The sequence below is a fragment of the Haloarcula sp. NS06 genome (assembly GCF_051122755.1).
In the GTDB taxonomy this organism is placed as follows: Archaea; Halobacteriota; Halobacteria; order Halobacteriales; family Haloarculaceae; genus Haloarcula.
On record NZ_CP184844.1, the window covers coordinates 1,237,927 to 1,252,826 of the forward strand.

Here is a 14,900-nt window from a genome sequence, read left to right on the forward strand (position 1 = left end):
GGGCGCATGCCTGGCGGAACCTACACGCTGGTTCTCGAACGGGGCACCAGCGGGCCGATTGCAGTCGGGGCGCTTGGTGAAATCACGTTCCCGGCAGGCTGGTACGCCTACACCGGGAGCGCGCTGGGTAGCGGCGGCTTCGGCCGCATCGACCGCCACCGCGCAGTCGCTGCCGGCGACAACGACACCCGGCACTGGCACATCGACTACCTGCTCGGTGACGTGGCGACGACCGTCGACCGGGTCGTCACAACCGAGGCCGATATCGAATGCGCCGTCGCCAAGCAGATCGACGGGCCGACAGCGGCGGGGTTCGAGGGTATCGACGCCTTCGGCTGTTCTGATTGTGACTGTCGTTCGCACCTGATACACCACGAGCAGCGGGAGAAACTGGTCGATGCGGTGACTGATGCCCACGAGGCCGCCCAAGAGGGGGCAGCAGCCGCGACCGAGTAGTCAGGAGATGTGAATCGCGGGCTTGTTCGGTCGCGCTTTGGCTGCGAGGTCGTCGTCGGGCGTGGCCCGCCGGACGACGACGTCACAGGCGAACTCGTCTTCGAACAGCCACGCGGCCTGCTGGAGCGTGTCGAGTTCGCGCTCGCCGTCGATAATTGGTTCGAGTCCCGCCCCGCGGTCGGCCAACCGGTCGGCGAAATCGGCGGCTGTGTCGCCGTGCTGTTTGATCGCTTCGTCAGCCATGATTTCACCGACGATGGCGTCGTCGGGGTCGGACTCGCGGGCGATCTCGTAGGCCCGGTACTTCCAGTCGGCGGCGACGACGAGTTCGATCTCGTTCGGTTCGTCGATGTCGACGACCTCCGTGATCTCGCGCACGTCGTCGATCGTTCGCCGAACGACCTGCCGCTCGATGCGGTAGTCGTCCACGTCCCGGAGCGGTTCCGGCCACCGACTCTCGGCGACGAGACCGTCCTCGTCGAGCAGTTGCCACATCTCCTCGGCGAGAAACGGCGCGATAGGCGCGACTAAGCCGGCGAGCACCCGCAGGCCCCGGCTGTAGGCGAACTGGTACGGGCGGTCGTAGCCCGCGTAGCGCCCAAGTAGCCGGGCAAAGCGCTGTATCTCGCCGATGACGCGATGGAAGCGAAAGCGGTCGTACTCCTCGGTGACCGCTACGATGGTCCGGTCAATTTCCCGCTCCAGATACGCGTCGTGGTCGGTGCTCTCAGTCCTGGTCTCCGTTCGGTCAGTGTATTCCGTGACAAGGCGATACAGCGTCTGCTGGAAGTCGTAGGCCGTCGAGACGTCCTTCACGGTCCACTCGAAGTCCTGCGAGGGATGGGCCGCCGAGAGGACGAACAGCCGCGTCGTCTCGGCCCCGTACTCGTGGGGCGCGATGTCGTTGCCCTTCGATTTGGACATCTTCTCGCCGCTGTGGAGCACCGTCCCCTGATTGATGAGCCGCTCGACCGGCTCCTCGCGGTCGAGCAGACCGATATCCGACAGGGCGCGGGTGAAGAAGCGGATATAAAGGAGGTGGAGGACAGCGTGTTCCTCGCCGCCGACGTACACGTCGACCGGGAGCCACTCGTCGGCAGTTTCCTGGTCGAAGGGAGCATCTTCGAAGTGTGGAGACAGGTATCTGAGAAAGTACCACGAGGAGTCGACGAAGGTATCCATCGTGTCCGTCTCCCGCACCGCGTCGGCCCCGCAGTCAGGGCAGGTCGTCTGCTTCCACTCGTCGGCCGCGTCGAGCGGGTTCCCCGTCGTCTGGACGTAATCGGGCAGTTCCACCGGGAGGTCTTCTTCCGGAACCGGGACGTGGCCGCAGTCGTCGCAGTGGACGATGGGAATCGGCGTCCCCCAGTAGCGCTGGCGGGAGATGAGCCAGTCCCGCAGGCGATAGGTCACCGCGGACTCGGTGGCCTCGTCCTCGCGTAGGCGCTCGCGGGCGGCGGAACTGGCGAGGCCGTCGTACTCGCCGCTGTTCGTGAGCATCCCGTCACCGGTGTAGGGCGCGTGTGGCAGATCCGTCCCGCTGCCGTCGACCGGTTCGACGGCCTGCTTGACGGGCAGGTCGTGTTCGTCGGCGAAGGCGTGGTCCTGCTCGTTGTGGGCCGGCACGCCCATGACCGCGCCCGTGCCCACATCGTCAAGGACGTAGGCCGCGACGTACACCGGCAGTTCCTCGCCGGTGTAGGGGTGGGTTGCAGTGAGGTCCGTCTCGACACCGCTCATCCCGGCGTCGTCCGTGCTCGCCACCGAATCCACGTACTCGGCGACATCGTCGTCTTCGTCTGCCAGCGCACGTGCGAGGTCGTGGCCCGGCGACAGCGCCAGATACGTCGCGCCGTACACCGTGTCGAGTCGCGTCGTGAACGCCTCAACGGTGTCGTGGTCGTCGTGGCTGACTGAGAAAGCGACGCGCGCGCCCTCTTGTCGACCAATCCAGTTACGCTGACTGTCCCGAACGCCGTCGGGCCACCCCTCGAGGTCGTCCAGCCCGTGATACAGCTCCTCGGCGTAGTCGGTGATGGCGAAAAACCACTGGTCGAGGTCGCGCTGCTCGACAGCTGTTCCACAGCGCCAGCAGACGCCGCCGCCCTGGGTGTGGCTGTGGCCGGTGCTGGCGGTCGTCCCGCCTTCGTCGGCTTCCGGCGGCGTTTCGACCTGCGCGTCAGCAAGCACTGTCTCACAGTCCGGACACCAGTTCACCGTCGCCGCGCCGTAGTCGACCAGCCCCTCGTCGTAGAACTGGGTGAACAGCCACTGGTTCCACTGGTAGTATTCTGGGTCACAGGTAGTGATTTCCCGGGACCAGTCGTAGCCAAAGCCCATCTCCTGGAGATCATCTTCCATCTGGTCGATACACGTCCGGGTCCAGGATTCTGGGTCAGTGTCCCGTTTGTAGGCCGCGTTCTCCGCCGGCAGGCCGAACGCGTCCCACCCCATCGGGTGAAGGACATCGTCGCCGGCCATCCGCCGGTACCGAGCATACGCGTCCGTAATGGCGTAATTTCTGATGTGCCCCATATGCAACGAGCCGGAGGTGTAGGGAAACATTCCCAGCACGTACGTCGGATCCGCAGCGTCGGTCGGGCACTCGAAAACGTCCTCCCGCTCCCAGGCCTGCTGCCAGTACTCCTGAACCCGAGCGTGGTCATATCGGCGCGACATTTATTATCTCGTCCTGTGCTTGCCGCGCACATCAGTGTTCGGCTAGGGAAGGCGGCTGGTCCCGATTGGACTGCTCCTGTGTACAGCCAGAAAGCCCCTGCTGTCTCGGCTCCCGCGCCTCGCTGTCGTTCGAGAGAGCGAAGCTCTCTCGTGATGACGAAAGACGCTTTGCGTCTTTCGAACCGCCCCCGAGTTCAGCAACCGGGGCTTTCTGGCTGTTCAAATTTGATCCACTACTGCGGGCAGAAACAAGCCCAGAAAAGATTGTTCCTAGTTCATTCCTCGCCAGACTCGTAGTGGTCACCGGCGGCTTCGGGCAGCCGCGTCTTGCCCACCAGAGCGAGCACGACGATGACGGCGACGAACGGAATGGTCTGGACCAGCGAATCGGGGACAGCGATGACATCGGCCGTCTGAAGACGCAACTGGACGGCATCAAGGCCGGCAAACAGCGTGGTCGACAGCAATGCGCCGACCGGGTTGTAGTTGCCGAACAGATATGCGACGATGGCGATGAACCCCTTGCCGTTGACCATCGTCGGGCCGTTGCCGGTGAACTGGCCAATGTTGATCGCCAGCGCGGCCCCGCCCATCCCCGAGAGGACGCCGGAGAGGAGCACGGCGGCGTATCGGACGCGAGACACGTCGACACCGGCGGTGTCGAGCGCTTTCGGGTTCTCGCCGGCGGCCCGGACCCAGCGGCCGAACGTGGTTCGGTTCAGGACGTACCACGACGCCGCCACGGCGAGGAACATAATGTAGACGGCGGGCGAGGCGTCGAACAGTGCGCCGAAGAACGGAATCTCGGCCAGCGTCGGGACCGTGATCGTGTCGAAAGTACCGACGCTACTGGTGTTTGGCCCACCGTAGAACACCTGCGAGGCGAACGGCGCGAGTCCGAGTGCAATGAGCCAGACGGCCAGCCCGGCGATAATCTGATCAGCGCGGAACTCGATGCAGACGACGGCGAATACGCCCGCGAGGAGCGTCGACGCGACGATGCCGACGAGGAACCCGAGCCACAGCGAACCGGTGGCGTCGGCTCCGAAGATGGCTGCGAAGGCTGAGATGATGAGCAGCCCCTCGAGCCCGATGTTGATGATACCGCTCTTCTCGGCGAAGATGCCACCCAGCGCGGCCAGCACGATCGGAACCGAGAGCCGCAGTGTCGAGGACAGCGTCGATTTCGAGGCCAGCACCCAGAATATCTGCCCGGGCGTCGACGCCGGCGCAAAGAGTCCGAATCCGGCAAGCACAGCCAGTGTGAGGAACGCTGCGGCGGCGATGAGGACCCGACTTGAAGCCGAGCGAAGTCGATCGATAGCGCTGTCGTTAGTCATCAGCACCACCTCCCGCGGTCGCGGCGGCCGGACTGTCTGGCTCACGCGTCGCGAGCCGCCGGCCGATGATACGGAAGAATTCCGGCATCGCGACGAACAGGATTATCAGTCCACGGAGGACGCCGACGAGCTGTGGCGGCACATTGGTCGCAAACGCCACCACGTTCGAGCCGGACTTGAGGACGCCAAAGAGCAGCGCGGCGAAGACGGCCCCGATCGGATTGTTGCCGGCAAGGATAGAGACGGTGATCCCGTCGAAGCCGTAGCTCGGAATGCCAGTCTGGAACTTTCCGAGGGTCATCATCACGAATACGGCCCCGCCGATGCCGCCCAGTGCGCCCGACAGCGTGAGCGAGGTCAGGATAGTCCGGGCGGAGTCGACGCCGCCGTACTCCGCGGCCGCGGGCTGGATACCGGCGGTCCGCAGGTCGTAGCCGAAGGCCGTGTGTTCGAGCAGGTAGTAGACGCCGCCGACGAATGCGAGTGCTATCAGGAGTGCGAGCAACGAGAAGTCCGTCCGCGGGTCGAACAGGATCGATGGGAACTGTCCCTCGACGGGCAGGGTCGGGGTCTGTGTCGCCTGGCTCGTCGGGTCGGCGAAGTGGTTTCGGACGAGATACAGCGTTACCCGAACAGCGACGAAATTGAGCATGATAGTTGTAATGACCTCGTTCGCGTCGGCGTAGGCTTTCAGAGCGCCGGGTATCGCACCGTAGAGGCCGCCGCCGATTGCGCCAGCAAGCAGCCCGAGCGGAATAAACAGGATGAGCGCGATCGTCCCAGAGACCAGCGAGCCGGCCCACAGCACTGTCAGTGCGGCTGCCAGTGCGCCGATGATAAGCTGGCCCTGCGTCCCGATGTTGAAGATGCCCGCACGGAACGCTAAGGCTACCGAAAGGCCGGTAAACACCAGTATCGTCGTCTCGCGTAGCGTCGCCGCGAACTGCGCGTTCAGCGGCGACCAGCTGCCGGCAAAGGGATCGCCCAGTGCGCCGAGGAACAGCCGGTTGAACACGTAGAACGGGTCGTAACACAGCGTCGTGGAACCGAAGGTGAGCACCGGCGACCGACACGTCGCCATCAGCCCCGCGGCAGTGACGATAACCGTCCCGACAACGAGAGAGAGCAACAGCGCCGAGACAGCGATGAGAATCCGCTCGCCGACTGAGGTCTGGCCCAGCCTGATGAGGCGCTGTCGGTACTGTGACCACCGGTCGTTTGAGTCCGATGTCGGCGGGTCGTCGCCGTTCCGCGACGGGCCGCTATCGCTCATTGATCGCCCTCCCCGTTCGCCGCGATGGTCGGGACGGCGTCAGGTTGCTGCCCGGCCATCAACAGCCCGAGCTGTTCTTCGGTCACACGCTCTGGATCCACGATATCGACAATCTCTCCCTCGTAGACGACAGCGAGGCGGTCGGAAAGCGACTGGACCTCATCAAGATTTGAGGAGATGAGCAACACGGCCCGGCCCGCCTCTCGGAGCGCGTTGATCTGGTCATGGATGAACTCCATCGACCCCACGTCCACACCGCGAGTGGGGTGGGAGGCAACGACGAGACGCGGGTCCCGCGCGAACTCCCGACCGACGACGAACTTCTGCTGGTTCCCGCCGGAAAGGGACTTGGCGTGGGCGTTGGCATCCGGTGGCCGAACGTCGTACTCTTCGATAATTTCTTCCGCGTGGTCGCGCGTGTGATTCCAGTCGATGCGCCCGTTCGAAGTGTAGTCGGCCGCGTGCTGGCTCCCCAGCAGGCCGTTCTCGACGAGATTAAAGTCCATCACCAGTCCACGCTCCTGTCGGTCTTCCGGGATGTAGGCGAGCCCGGACTCGATTCGTTCCCGGCGGCTGTCGGTGGTCCGGTCAACGTCGTCGTACATGATCGTTCCCTCGTCGGGCATCTGGAGCCCGGTAATCGCCTCGACCAGTTCCGACTGGCCGTTCCCATCGACGCCGGCGATGCCGAGTACCTCGCCGGCCCGGACGTCAAGCGAAATCCCGTCAACTGCGCGGACGCCCCGGTCGTCCTCCACAACGAGGTCCGAAACCTCAAGGATAGACCGGCCCGGCTCGGCTGGGTCCCGGTCGAGGTCCAGCAGGACTTCCCGACCGACCATCATCTCGGCCAGTTCTTCCCGAGTGATGTCGCCGGCCGGCACGGTCCCGACGTTTTTCCCCTCGCGCAGGACAGTGATTTCATCAGCAGCCTCCATCGCCTCGCCGAGCTTGTGCGTGATGAAGATAATCGTCTTGCCCTGGTCGGTCAGCTCTTCCAGCACGCGAAAGAGGTCTTCGACTTCCTGTGGTGTGAGTACTGCCGTCGGTTCGTCAAGAATCAGGACATCTGCGCCACGGTAGAGCGCTTTGAGGATTTCGACGCGCTGCTGGACACCGACACCGACATCTTCGATGCGGGCGTCGGGGTCCACGTCGAACCCATACCGTTCGGAGAGTTCACGGACCTGTTTTCGGGACTGTTCGCTGTCAACTGTGAGTCCAAGCCACTTGCGGGGCTCGTTCCCAAGCGTGATGTTCTCGGTGACGGTCATCGGATCGACCAGCATGAAGTGCTGGTGGATCATGCCGACACCTTCGTCGATGGCGTCGCGCGGCGAGTCGAACTGCTGTGTCTCGCCGTGCACGTTGACCGTCCCCTCGGTGGGCTGGTAGAGCCCGTAGAGGACGTTCATCAGGGTGGTTTTGCCCGCACCGTTCTCGCCGAGCAGTGCGTGAACCGTCCCCTTCTCGACCGCCAGATCGACATCGTCATTCGCGACTACCCCCGGAAACCGCTTTGTAATACCATCGAGGTGGACGGCCTGTTCCATACTCTGAGCCGTTACCTTCCCGTTGTTTTAACTTCACGGTTCCACATGTCTGCCAAAAATATGCGGCAATTACGTGTGTGGCCGCGGTGACTCTGTTGTAGATTTTGTCCGGATCGTTCCGACCGCAAAGCCGGAATGTGCCGGTAAATCGATCCAGCAATTCGCCTCAGGCGTTGTCGGGGTCAGTCGGCACGCTGATGTCGCCGCCGATGATGCTCTGGCGGACTTCGGACACCTCGTCTTTGACGCTCTGTGGGATTTCCGAACCGAGCTGCTGACCGTACACCGCTTCAACGCCGTTCTGTTCGAGGCCGAGGGTGTTCACAGTGCCGCCCTCAAAGTTGTCATTCGTTGTCGACTCAACGGCAGTGTAGACGGCGTTATCGACCCGTTTGACCATGCTCGCGAGGATAATATCGCTGAAGTTCTCTTTCGTGACCGACTGGTCACGGTCGACGCCGACTGCGAAGCGCCCGGCCTCCTGAGCCGCACGGAACACGCCAGTTCCGGTGTTGCCGGCCGCATGGTAGACAATGTCCGCACCGGATTCGTACATCGAGAGGGCCGCCTCCTGCCCGCCGGAGGGATCGTTGAAGTCGCCGACGTAGGCTGACTGGATGTCGACGTCCTCCTCTGCGTGCTTGACGCCGGCTTTGTAGCCGGCTTCGAAGCGACCGATGAGGTCACCCTCGACGCCGCCGACGAAGCCGACGCTCGCGGAGTCACTCTGCGTGGAGCCGGCTCCAGCCGAGAAGTCCTGACTGGTCAGCTTCGCGGCCATCAGCCCGATGAGGAACGAGCCCTGATGCTCACCGAACACGTACGAGCCGACGTTGTCCGCGTCAACGACGGAGTCAACGATCATGAAGTCCTGCTCGGGGTACTGTTCAGCGTTCTCGGTGAGGGCGTCCGCCTGCAGGAAGCCGATACAGCAGATGAGGTCGTAGTTCGGGTTCGAGGACTGCGCATACTGTTGCTGGAGGCTGCCGAAGTCCTGTACCGCTTCCGGCTGCGACTCATCGTATTCGATGTTTAGCTCGTCTGCTGCCCGGATAGCGCCGGTCTGAGCCTGATCGTTGAACGATCCGTCACCGAGCCCGCCCGTCGCGTACACCATTCCGATACGAGCAGCCGGACCGCTGTCACCGTCGCCACCGTCCCCGCCATCGCTGTCGGTGTCGCCGCCGCTGCCGTCGCCGCCATCGCCACCGAGGCAGCCGGCTAACCCGATTGCGGTTGCGGTACCAACACTACTGATGAACGTGCGCCTTCGCTGTGACATGTCCCACCAGCGGTGTCGATAGGCGTTAAAGACTTCGGTGTCGCACATTAGCCACAACGGCGACAAATCATGGCAAGGCGGGCCGATCACCGTTCGACGCCGACGCCGCGGACATTTTATGTACTGGGTGTGAACGGCTGGCAATGACAGTCTGGTCGCGTTCACACAGCAACAACTGGCAGGCCCCAACGGGGCCCGGCACGCGGTGACCCCCGTCGTCTTCTGGGCGCTAGTCGCCCTCGCGACGATCACCGGGCTGGTGACGGCCTGGACACTCGGTGCGAACAGCAACTCACCGCCGTTCGCGCCGGCTATCGGTGCGAACGCCATCTCGACGATGCGTGCTGCCTTCCTGATCGGCATCCTCGCCGCGATGGGGGCACTGACCCAGGGCGGGAGCATTTCGGAAACGGTCGGCGCCGGCCTCATCGACGGTGCCACGATCACATCGCTCGCAGCCGTTGCCGGACTGTTGACCGCAACCGGATTCATGGCGTTTGGAATCTACTCGGGCTACCCCGTTCCGGCGGCGTTCGCGACGACGGGCGCGATGGTCGGCGTCGGCCTCTCGCTCGGCGGGCAGCCGGTGTTCGACACCTACCGTCGCATCGCCATATTCTGGCTGCTCGTCCCACCTGTGTCGGGAAGCCTGGCCTACCTCACCGCGACAGTGTTGCGCCGGGACGACATCCCCGAAACGGTCGGTGTCCCGCTGCTCGCCGGCGTCGTCGGGGGTATCGTCGCCAACGTCCAGTTGAGCATCATCCCGTCGCCGGCCGGCACCGAACAGGGCTCGCTGGCCGGCTTTGCTGCAATGGTGGCTGGAACGGATATCGCCGCCGTCGCCGCGACGCTACTGGTCGCCGCCGGGAGCTTCTACTACATCCGCCTGCAGACACAGGCCTCGGTCGATAAAGGTATCAAGACCTTCCTCGTCGTTCTCGGGAGCGTCGTTGCCTTCTCCAGTGGCGGGAGTCAGGTCGGCCTCGCAACCGGCCCGCTGGAGAACCTCTACCGCGCCGAACTCGGCCTGCCTGGATTCGTATTGCTGGCGCTCGGTGCAGCGGGTATCCTCGGTGGCGCGTGGATGGGCGCACCCCGCCTGCTACAGGCGACCTCCCGCGAGTACGCGCAACTTGGCGTCCGCCGGTCCATCGCGGCGCTGGTCCCCGGCTTCATCATCGCACAGGCTGCTATCGCGCTTGGCATCCCCATCTCGTTCAACAACATCATTATTTCCGGGGTCATCGGCGGCGGCCTGGCCGGCGGCTCCGCCGGCGTCTCTCGCCGGAAAATAGGTGTAACTGTCGGGTTCTGGCTCATCACGCTCGTCACCAGCGTTGTGATCGGCTTCGGCGTGTATCAGGTGCTGGAAGCGATCCTTGGGAGCCAGGTCTGAAAAAAAGGCTGTCGGCCAGCAACGCGCTACCGGACGACCGTCACCGTCACCGGCGCTTCGCTAACGACCGCCGTCGCCACGGTCCCCAGCAACCGCCGGGCAATCTCGTTTCGCGTCCCGCCGTGGCCACCCATCACCACCTGATCCACGTCAGCCTCCTCGACGTAGTCCAGAATCGTTTCGGCCGGGTCACCGGTCTCGACGGCCGTCTCGACCTGTTGGCCGGCCTCGCTGGCCTGCTGTGATGCCCGGTCGACGAGTTCCGTTGCCCGCTCGTCGGCGGCCGCTTGGCGCTCCGCATCTGGTTCGAGTAAGCCGCCTTCGCTCATCCCCGTATCGAGCGGCGCAACGACGTTCAGGACCGTAATCCGGCAGTCGAACGTCTCCAGCGCGTACGTCAGCGCCTCATCAGCCAGCGGTGAGCCGTCCAGCGGGACAAGGACGTGTGTCGGTGTCATATGTTTTCTCTGGGAGGTAGCTACAAGTAGCAAGGGGCAAGCCGGTGCTTGCCAGACCCGTGTCACACCTGTTCCGCATGGATTCGAGCCAGAGGAAGACTCGCTTCGCTGTGCGCGACTGGCAGGGTTCGAGTTCGTAGCTACAATCTCATGGCTCGTGAGTGTGCTCGCGACAAAAATAGTCCATCCTGGATTCGAACCAGGGTCGAAGCCCCCAGAAGGCTTCAGGATTGGCCTCTACCCCAATGGACTGATTACAATATTCAGTATCCGGCTGCCGTATTTCAGTGTTGCGGAGTCAAGCGGCTATGTCACTCATCGCCATCCACCTGCCCGGCTGTTGTCGGTCGAACCCCAGTCGGAACCTCATGATGTTCTTTTCTATGGCAGTTAGCACAGAGGATGTCACACTTGTCCATCTCAGCGCGGAGCTTCGACTTCGAGAAGCCGTATGTGATCATCTTGGAGATAGTCATCTCTTTGTCTGTATCGTCGCGATGGTGAAAGTCAAGACACGCTGGATCAGCCTCTCCACAGCGACAGCAGCCGTCACTATCTCGTTTGTACTCATACACCCATGCCCGGTGTTTTGCCCGCCGGTTCAGGGTTCGTTGTTGATTCCGGTCAGCGTTTTTGTAGTGCCATCGCTGGTCCTGAGAAAGGTCAGCCCACGAAGAACCATTGGGGAGCGAAACGTCGGCAGGTTTCGTACCGAGTCGAGAACCACGAGAATGATTGGTCTCTAATCCGGCAGCCTTCTTCGCACCGTTCCAGCTATCCATCACCCGCTGAATCGTGCCAGATGCCGGCGTCACGCCAAGCTCCTCGTACTGCGCTTTCGTCGGCGACTCACCTAGTACCACAGCGGCACTGCGGAGGGCTCGAACACAGTCCTCTTCGCTTGTCACGATATCAATTTGTCATAGAATTGTATTTCAAATTACCTTTTCGGCGGTCACAAAATGGTCTAAGCGAACGGCTACTGTGACACCACGAACGAACATCGACAGCGCTTTTTCGGGGTGCTGTGCACACTCGCGTATGTACGTTGGACGATTCGTCGTCGTCAGTCCCGAGGTCGGCGCGTACCGCGTCTCCTCGCGCTCGTTCCCCAACCGCCAGGCAGTCCAGCGCGACGGGACAGTGACCGTCGAGCCGACGCCAGACGCGCCAGAGACGGACAACCCATACATCTCCTACAACGGAGTCCGGGTCACCGAGCACGGCGCAGTCGTCGGCAACGGCTCCCACGTCGACCCAATCGCGGAGAAACTCGAACTGGGCTATCCGGCGCGGGACGCCATCGCGGAGCCGCTCCTCTCGCTCGACTTCGAGAAGGACGACTACGATACGCCGCGGGTCGCCGGTATCGTCGGTGTCGATGCGGCGGACCCGACGACGAACGCCGACGGGCCGGGCGCAGTCATCGGGACTGTCCGTCGGGACGCGCTGCTCGTCGAGGAAGTCACCGAGCCGACGCTGGTGGCGACATACGAGGAGAACAGTCCAACAGCGTTCGATCTGGCCGCGACCGACGCCGGCGAGGTAGCCCGCGAAGTGTACGACCACGAGTACGAGCACGCCGTCTGTTCGGCCGGCGTCGCGGGGTCGGCAAGCGAGTTCGACGTGGCAGTGTACAACGGCGAGTGAGCGGATGACCGCGAACGCACGGCGGACACAAATACTGAGCCAGGACTGACACTCAAGACCCCACAGGGGGTAGAGCACTAGTAATGAAACTCGGTATCCTCTCTGACATCCATGGCAATCGGGTGGCGCTCGCGGCGGTGCTTGCGGATATGCCGCCAGTTGATGGGCTGGTCTGTGCGGGAGACGTAGTCGGCTACAACCCCTGGCACGCCGACTGTGTCGACGCGATGCGCGGACACACCGACGCGCTCCCTGCGGACGTTCCCTGGCCGACCGAAGAAGTGCCAACGGTGATGGGCAACCACGACAGAGCCGTCGCTGCCGAGACGCCGTTCGCGTTCAACGGGATGGCGCAGGCCGGCGTCGAACACGCCACAGAACAGTTGTCCGACGAGCAGATCGAATGGCTGGCGGCGCTGCCCGACGAGCGCCGCGTCAGTGACAATCGAGTGAAACTCGTCCACGGCCACCCCGACGACCCGGACCACTACACATACCCCGAGGAGTTCGGCCCGGACCTGCTAGGCGACGAGGACGTGCTCGTAATGGGTCACACGCACCATCAGCATCACGAGGTGTACGAGGACGGTATCGTAATGAACCCCGGCAGCGTGGGCCAGCCCCGCGACAAGGACCACCGGGCCGCCTACGCCGTGCTCGACCTTGCAGAGATGACTGTCGAGGAGCACCGCGTGGCCTACGATACGAGTGCGGTCATCGACGCGGTTACCGACGCTGACCTGCCGCGGCAAATCGGCTTCCGACTGACGCAGGGCCGGTAGCCACAGGAACGGCACGGCGTCCGTCGCCGGCAGCCTGCAGATACTGCAGCGGGACGAGAGAATTTATGTCCGTGACCGCTACTGTGTGGCGTGGAATCCCCATTCGAGGTCCTCGGAATCACGCCGGACGCCGACGACGGGGAGATCGTCGACGCGTACCGCGAGCGGGTGAAAGAAGCACACCCCGATCAGGGCGGGTCAGCGGCTGAGTTCCAGACGGTCAAAACGGCCTACGAGCGGCTGCAGAATGGATACGAGCCCGGGGACCCGCTGCCCGATGAGACAGCGGAGCCTGAGCCCGAGGCCGAAGAGGCCCCGCCGGAACCGGACGACCCGATGGTGGAGTTTCTCAACTTCGAGGTGCTGGAGGACCACGGCTGGGCACTCGGAGACGAGGACCTGTTCGCGAAAGCCGCCGACACGAACCTGCAATCGACTGATTTCGGACGGTTCTACGTCGACCCGAACGACACGCTGCTGGAAGCGGCCGAAAAGAACGGCTTCGCGTGGCCCTTTGCCTGCCGCGGCGGCGCGTGTACAAACTGTGCAGTGGCAGTCGTCGAGGGTGAGATGCCGTCACCAGCGAGCCATATCCTGCCGCCCGAACTCACCGAGAAAGGCATTCGCCTGTCATGTATCGCCGCACCGGTGTCTGACGACGCGAAAATAGTCTACAACCTGAAACATCTCCCCGAAGTCAGCGAACTCCTGCTTCCCGCGAGCCGGTTCGAGCAGGCCTCCTCAACCGATTAAAAAGAACCCAGCGCTCAGAACACGTCCTGCACGAGCGAGAGGGCTTGTTCGCGGTCCTGCCACGGGACAAACACGGAAACCGACGTCGCGGACGTAATCACGTCGTAGAGATGGATATGGGCGTCGGCCAGCGGTGCAACGACCTGGTGGGCGAGCGCCGACTGGCTCGGGTCGCCGCCGGTGACGCGGATGACGGCGATCTCGTCTTCGACAGTAACCGACGAGAGCGTCTCATCGTCGACGATACGGGCGTGCAGCAGTGCTTCGGCCTCCTCGGCGTCGTCTTCGTCGACGTAGAACGTCAGCGAGTCCATCCCCGAGGAGTTGGCCTCGATGTTGATCTCCTCGTCAGCGATAGCACCCGACAGGTCCGCGAGAATGCCCGGGCTGTTACGGATAGCGCGGCCGGCGACGGTCACGCAAGCGATAGGCTGTTCCTGCAGGTCGATAAGGTTCTGGAACTCACCCTCGATGGACGTGCCACCGGCGAGCAAGTCGCCGTGCTGGTAGTGGACGACGCGAACGCCGAGGTCGTCGCTCTTGTAAGACAGCGCCGACGGCGCGACCACCTCGGCCCCACGGAACGACAGTGAGCGGAGTTCATCCACGGAGATTTTGCCGACGTTCCGAGCGCCTTCGACGACGCGTGGGTCCCCGGTCATGACGCCCTCGACGTCGGTGACGATGACGACTTCGTCGGCGTCCATGTAGTCGCCCATCATCACGGCGCTCGTGTCGGAGCCACCACGACCGAGCGTCGTCACGTTGCCCTGGTAGTCCTCCGCGAGGAAGCCGGTAATGACCGGGACGACGTCCTTGAGCTGGCCGGCCAGCGCGTGGGCGCGCTTCTGTGTCTCCTCAACGTCGACCTCGCCGTACTCGTCAGTGATGATCGGCCAGTCCTCGCTGCCGGGTTCGAGGAAAACAGCCTCGATGCCGCGGGCAGCGAGTGCCCCTTTGAGCATTCGGACGGAGGTCCGTTCACCCATGGAGACGATCTCCGCGCGGTCCGCGGAGTCTGCGTCGTAGTTGATCTCGTCGAGCAGTTCGTCGGTTGTGTTGCCCATCGCAGAGGCGACGATAGCGACTTCGTGGCCCTGCTGGACGGCAGCGGCAATCGAGTCTGCGGCCCGGTTGATTCGGTCGCCGCTACCGAGGCTCGTCCCACCGAATTTGGCGACTACGCGCATGCTACCACCGTGTCCGTGTGTACGTGAACCATTGCCCTCGCGTTATCCGTCGCTCGGGATAACTGTGTTCATCTGTGACTGCATC

13 protein-coding genes are annotated in these 14,900 nt (G+C 63.4%); 5 read left to right on the plus strand and 8 right to left on the minus strand.

The genetic code is table 11. The features are described 5' to 3' along the window. Positions 1–6: 6 nt before the first annotated feature. Complete coding sequence (locus tag ACODNH_RS10150) at positions 7–456, plus strand: GIY-YIG nuclease family protein (RefSeq protein WP_306709925.1); 450 nt, start codon at positions 7–9, stop codon at positions 454–456. On the opposite strand, the gene leuS is transcribed toward ACODNH_RS10150, so the two are convergent. The 5 genes from leuS to ACODNH_RS10175 all read right to left on the minus strand — a co-directional run bounded on the left by leuS (position 457) and on the right by ACODNH_RS10175 (position 8,631). Continuing rightward, a complete protein-coding gene (gene leuS, locus ACODNH_RS10155) occupies positions 457–3,135 on the minus strand; it encodes a leucine--tRNA ligase (RefSeq protein ID WP_306709927.1) in 2,679 nt (892 codons plus the stop codon). A gap of 275 nt (positions 3,136–3,410) precedes the next feature. Continuing rightward, positions 3,411–4,457, minus strand: coding sequence for an ABC transporter permease (locus ACODNH_RS10160; protein WP_306710475.1), 1,047 nt, complete (start codon positions 4,455–4,457; stop codon positions 3,411–3,413). Positions 4,458–4,467: 10 nt separating this feature from the next. Then, positions 4,468–5,748 (minus strand): ABC transporter permease, encoded by a 1,281-nt coding sequence (locus ACODNH_RS10165; protein ID WP_306709929.1) that lies wholly within the window; start codon positions 5,746–5,748, stop codon positions 4,468–4,470. Then, on the minus strand, positions 5,745–7,301 hold the full coding sequence (locus ACODNH_RS10170) for an ABC transporter ATP-binding protein (protein WP_306709931.1): 1,557 nt from the start codon (positions 7,299–7,301) through the stop codon (positions 5,745–5,747). The genes ACODNH_RS10165 and ACODNH_RS10170 overlap by 4 nt, the downstream gene beginning before the upstream one ends. A gap of 166 nt (positions 7,302–7,467) precedes the next feature. Further along, positions 7,468–8,631: a BMP family lipoprotein gene (locus tag ACODNH_RS10175; protein WP_373567961.1), complete on the minus strand. Its 1,164-nt coding sequence runs from the start codon at positions 8,629–8,631 to the stop codon at positions 7,468–7,470. Between the two features lie 157 nt (positions 8,632–8,788). Between ACODNH_RS10175 and ACODNH_RS10180 the strand changes: the two genes are divergently transcribed. Beyond that, positions 8,789–9,982 (plus strand): inorganic phosphate transporter, encoded by a 1,194-nt coding sequence (locus ACODNH_RS10180; protein WP_434531325.1) that lies wholly within the window; start codon positions 8,789–8,791, stop codon positions 9,980–9,982. 26 nt (positions 9,983–10,008) lie between these two features. Here ACODNH_RS10180 and ACODNH_RS10185 read toward each other — a convergent pair whose 3' ends face one another. Then, complete coding sequence (locus tag ACODNH_RS10185; protein ID WP_434531326.1) at positions 10,009–10,440, minus strand: universal stress protein; 432 nt, start codon at positions 10,438–10,440, stop codon at positions 10,009–10,011. Between the two features lie 311 nt (positions 10,441–10,751). Then, positions 10,752–11,348, minus strand: a complete 597-nt coding sequence (locus tag ACODNH_RS10190; protein ID WP_434531327.1) for a homing endonuclease associated repeat-containing protein — start codon at positions 11,346–11,348, stop codon at positions 10,752–10,754. 133 nt (positions 11,349–11,481) lie between these two features. Here ACODNH_RS10190 and ACODNH_RS10195 point away from each other — a divergent pair, with 133 nt between their 5' ends. The 3 genes from ACODNH_RS10195 (at position 11,482) to fer (ending at position 13,625) form a co-directional block, all read left to right on the plus strand. Beyond that, positions 11,482–12,090 carry an IMP cyclohydrolase gene (locus tag ACODNH_RS10195; protein ID WP_306709940.1) on the plus strand — a complete coding sequence of 203 codons (609 nt, stop codon included), beginning with the start codon at positions 11,482–11,484 and terminating at the stop codon, positions 12,088–12,090. An 83-nt stretch (positions 12,091–12,173) separates the two neighbouring features. Beyond that, positions 12,174–12,872, plus strand: coding sequence for a metallophosphoesterase family protein (locus ACODNH_RS10200; protein WP_434531328.1), 699 nt, complete (start codon positions 12,174–12,176; stop codon positions 12,870–12,872). Positions 12,873–12,962: 90 nt separating this feature from the next. Next, positions 12,963–13,625: a ferredoxin Fer gene (gene fer / locus ACODNH_RS10205; protein WP_434531329.1), complete on the plus strand. Its 663-nt coding sequence runs from the start codon at positions 12,963–12,965 to the stop codon at positions 13,623–13,625. Positions 13,626–13,639: 14 nt separating this feature from the next. Here the strand turns inward: fer and ACODNH_RS10210 are convergent, their stop codons facing one another. Beyond that, a complete protein-coding gene (locus ACODNH_RS10210) occupies positions 13,640–14,815 on the minus strand; it encodes an aspartate kinase (protein WP_434531330.1) in 1,176 nt (391 codons plus the stop codon). Positions 14,816–14,900: the final 85 nt, after the last annotated feature.